The sequence below is a fragment of the Patescibacteria group bacterium genome (assembly GCA_028707065.1).
Lineage (GTDB): Bacteria > Patescibacteriota > Patescibacteriia > Patescibacteriales > WJLG01 > JAQTUZ01.
In genome coordinates this window covers 1-4503 of sequence record JAQTUZ010000039.1, presented here as the reverse complement: position 1 = coordinate 4503, position 4503 = coordinate 1, and the positions used below count along the sequence as shown (strand labels likewise).

At 44.3% G+C, this 4503-nt stretch carries 4 protein-coding genes; all 4 read left to right on the top strand.

The features are described 5' to 3' along the window. The coding region (locus PHE24_07040; protein ID MDD4902852.1) for a transposase at nt 1–647 on the top strand (647 nt) is incomplete at its 5' end. 306 nt (nt 648–953) lie between these two features. After that, nucleotides 954–1916 carry a DUF1016 N-terminal domain-containing protein gene (locus PHE24_07035; GenBank protein ID MDD4902851.1) on the top strand — a complete coding sequence of 321 codons (963 nt, stop codon included), beginning with the start codon at nt 954–956 and terminating at the stop codon, nt 1914–1916. 2 nt (nt 1917–1918) lie between these two features. Continuing rightward, nucleotides 1919–2290, top strand: coding sequence for a hypothetical protein (locus PHE24_07030; GenBank protein ID MDD4902850.1), 372 nt, complete (start codon nt 1919–1921; stop codon nt 2288–2290). Nucleotides 2291–2462: 172 nt separating this feature from the next. Next, nucleotides 2463–3779, top strand: coding sequence for a hypothetical protein (locus tag PHE24_07025; GenBank protein ID MDD4902849.1), 1317 nt, complete (start codon nt 2463–2465; stop codon nt 3777–3779). Nucleotides 3780–4503: the final 724 nt, after the last annotated feature.

Sequence of the window (4503 nt, the reverse complement as noted above, 5' to 3'; positions counted from 1 at the left end):
ATGGCACATATTTTCACAAAGATGGGTGCCTGATCTGCTTGATGTCTGTACCGAGTCAAATGATCATCGCCAGCACCTATGCCGATCGTGAAGGCTTTAAGAGCACGCATCCCTGGTTCGAAGAACTCAAGCGGCAAGGCCTTTATCCCGACGCTGTTGCTATGGACGGCGAGATATCCGTTCTGCGAGCTATTAGAACAGTTTGGCCTAAAGCCAAGGTTCAGCGCTGCCTATTTCACATTCAACGTGAAGGCATGCGCTGGCTTAGAACTCATCCGAAAACAGAAGCGGGCAGAGAACTCAGAGATATTCTGAGCACTTTGTGCTATGTGAAAAATTTCAGAGAACGAAAAATCTTTATTCAGCGATTTCAGCAGTGGCTAGAAATACATCGGGAATTTGTTCAATCGTTGCCGAAAACAAAAATTGCTTTTAAAGATCTTAAACGAACGATCGTATTAATTAAGAACGCTTTGCCAGACATGTTTCGCTATTTTGGTCATTCGTTACCGGCAACAACTAACGCTCTTGAAAGTTTTTATTCCAGGCTTAAGGCTGATTATCGCAGGCATCGAGGTCTCAGCCAAACCAACAAAATTCAGTACTTAAAATGGTACTGTTATTACAAAAATAGCAACACTTTTTGACCTTTATGCCCATTGCGAGCGAACCTGCCCTGCGAGCAGGGTCGCTCGCAAGGGCGGTGAGCGAAGCAATCTTAATTTTCGTCGAGGATTGCTTCGTCGCCTGCCCTGCCTGCCCGGCATCCCCGGGCGAGCGGGGCAGGACGGCTCCTCGCAATGACACACAATAGTAAAAACTTACTTTTGACACAGTCTGAAAATCAGGGATCCGGATTTTACACGGTCCCCGGATTTCTGTCCCTAAGCCGTGGGACACCCGATCCTTTCATCTTTCTTGCCCTATCCGGCCGGCAGGGATATAATCTTTTCATGCCGGCCCTTTCCGCCATCGACAGGTTCCGCGCCCTCGTTAATGACATTTCCCGTTTATACCTCAAGACCCGCGAGACCCAGGTCCGCTTTGCCTGGGAGACCGGCCGCCGTATCGTCGAGGAAGAGCAAAACGGCGAGATCCGGGCCCGCTACGGCGCGAAGCTTATCCCGGAGCTTTCCCGGTCCCTCAGTGACAAATATGGACCGGGTTTTTCCGCGCGCACTTTGCATACTATGCGGCAATTTTTCCGGTCCCATCCAATTGTGCCGGCGCCGGCACAATTGGCGTGGGGTGATTACCTTGAACTCATGCCGGTCAGGGATGAAAACCTCCGCAAGCGCCTCGAGCAGCGGGCCATCAAAGAGGGATTGAAAACCCGCGATCTTCGCCGGCTGGTCCGCAAGGTGCAGACCGGTTCAGACAGTAATCCCGCGCCGCAGACAGCGCTCAAGCGCCCTGCGGACATTGAGCTGGACACTTTTTCCCTTTCCCCTTTGCGCGTCAAATTGCCGGACAACCAGGTCCTTGTCGACTGCGGATTTTTTGTCAGCTGGCCGGTCAAAAAAGAGGAGCTGGCGGGTCTCAAGATCACGGACAAACCTTCTTATACTTACGGCGCCACCATTGATCGCGTGATCGATGGAGACACTTTGCTCGTGCTCATTGAAGTGGGTTTTGGGATCATTGTGCGGGATCGGCTGCGTCTGCGGGGAGTGGACGCGCCCGAATTAGGCACGCCCGAAGGCGACCGGGCCAAAAAATTCGTCGAAAAATTTTTGCCGGCCGGCAGTACGGTCGTGATTAAGACGCATAAATGTCAGACCGATGTCTACGGCCGCTTTGTGGCGGATGTATTTTATCGGGAAGGCGCCCCGGACGCGGAGGCCGTCCTCGCCGGAGCCGTGTACCTTAACCAGCAGCTTTTGGATGAAGGCCTGGCCATGCGGATGGCGGGATAGAGATGAATAAAAAGACCGGCAAAGATTTTAAAAAAGATGCGGCTTACTGGGACCTGATTTCCTCACTTAAAAAAATTATGGATGAGGCCTTTGTCAAGGGCGTGGACTTTAACCGGGAGCATCTGCTCAATTGTTTTTCCTGTGAATGCTTTGAAGGTTTTTCCAAAGAGGGCAGCCGCTGTGTTTTTCGAAAGGACGGCTCGGCCACGGGCCTGGACGTTGATTTTAAGGTCCTGGACGTCAAGCGCCGCGACTATGTCCTTAAAAAAGGTGGTTTGCGCTGGAGGACAACCTATCATTACATCTGCGGGCTTTGCGGCACCGAGCAAAAGGTCTGTCATGTCGATGAATTTGGCCCGCCACCCAAAAATTAAATTTGTCGCTTTTGCCGCCGGGGTGGGCATACAAGCTGTCCCATATTTCGCAGGGGGACAGGTATGTGCGGAAGAATTTCTAAAAGTTATCTAAAAACACATCTATAAACAGTGATGGAATTTAATTCTTGAGATTAAACTGATTTCTCAGTATCATAAAGGTACCTCACTTATGACTGCCCAGATTGGAATCTTAAATAAAGAAGCAATTGCCTTGGCCTCAGATAGTGCCGTGACTATGACACAAGCAGGCGGGCAAAAAATTTTTTCTTCTGCAAATAAAATATTTGCTCTCTCAAAAGCCGCACCAGTTGCATTTATGGTTTCTGGGAAGGCTATGTTTATGGATGTTCCTTGGGAAACCATCGTTAAATTATATCGAGATGAGAGAGGAGAGGAGAAATTTGAGAGGTTAGAAGATTATGCTAAAGATTTTCTTGACTTTTTGGGCGCTAGAAATATTTTTATACCCGCTGAAATACAAGAAGAGTGTATATCTGATACTTTGATAAGCCTTTTTTCTTTAATAAGAGGCGAATGTGAAAAGTCCGTTAGCGAGTTAATTGCTGAAGGGAAAGTATTAAGTGCCCAGGAGTTGAGGGATAAGGTATTCACCAAAGTTATCGAGGAGCAATTTAATATTTGGGAAGCAGAAACCTTCCCTCAGGAAAACCTTCAAACGAAAACAGAAGATTTCACCAAGAAGTATGAGAAAAGAATTAGAGAGAAAATTAATGCAATATTTGAAAAAGCCCCCCTTGAAGAACAATTGGCTAATAAATTAGTGAAGATCGGGGTATATATTTTCTTCAAATTCTCTAAAATAATTACCCACTCTTCCGAATCCGAGATTGTTATTGCTGGTTTTGGAGAAAAAGACATTTTCCCGTCACTTCGATCTTATTACGTCGAATTTGTAGTCAATAATCATTTGAAATTCCGAAAGCACAACACGACAGATATATCTTTTAACCTACCATCATCAATTGTTCCCTTCGCTCAGAGAGAAATGGTTGATATGTTTATGAGGGGAATAGATCCGTCAATTCAGAAAGTTTTCTTTGAAAGTGGTTTCAAAATACTGTCTCAATTACCTGATTTAATTATCAATGAGGTTAAATGTTTGTCACCAGAAGAGAAGGAAAAAACGAAGGCTAATTTTAAAAATGTGGTAAAAGATATTTTTGGAGCTTATGCGGAAGATATTAAAAGATACCAAAAACAAAAGATAACTAACCGTATTACTACAGTTGTTTCTATGCTTCCAAAGGATGAGTTGGCAGCTATGGCAGAGACTTTGGTCAACATCACTTCTTTTAAGAGAAGAGTCTCAACTCAAGCTGAAACTGTTGGTGGTCCAATTGATGTTGTTGTAATTTCTAAAAAAGATGGGTTAATTTGGATAAAACGGAAACATTATTTTGATAAGGATTTAAATTTTCAATATTTTTCTAATTGGAGGTGTATTCAAAATGACCCCACCCAATGATGTTGAGCAAAAAGTTATTGGCACGCTCGATGAATTTCGACAAACGTATTTTCCAGAACATTTTGAGCAATTGAATAAGGAACGGCAGATGGAGCGACCGTCTGATTTTAGCGTTAGCCTTGCGAATAATTTTTTGAATAATTTTAAACAAGAGTGGAAAAAAAGTAGTAATTTTTAGTACCCAAACGGTGCCCATCGGACACCAAAATGAACCAAAAAACGAAACAAACCTAACCAGCTTTATAGCCCCCGGTACACGCACGAAATTCCATTTTTATGTGCAATTAGGTTCGTGCCCCCCGATTAGCTTCCCCAAATAGCTGAAACGGCTAAATCAAGATACCCTAAAAGGTATAATAACTGTATTATTATACCCTTAAGGGTATTTTGATATCAATATTATACCCTAAATGGTATAGTATTATTAAAAAATTGTTGATATTATACCCGAAAGGTGGTATATTCTCAATATGATGCTGCTGAAACGATAAAATCCCTTCAGGATCTTATCCGGCAAAAACGCATCAATGCTGCCGAAACGATAAAATTCCTCCAGGATTTTATCCGGCAAAAACGCATCAAAAAAAACAGAGAAACCGGGTAATTCTATGACCACCAATCTTGCTTCTCAAATAAAAGACCTGCGTAAAAAAATCGGTTTGAACCAAATCGAATTTGCCAAACGGGCCGGCGTGGGTTTGCGTTTTTTAAGGGAGCTTGAGCA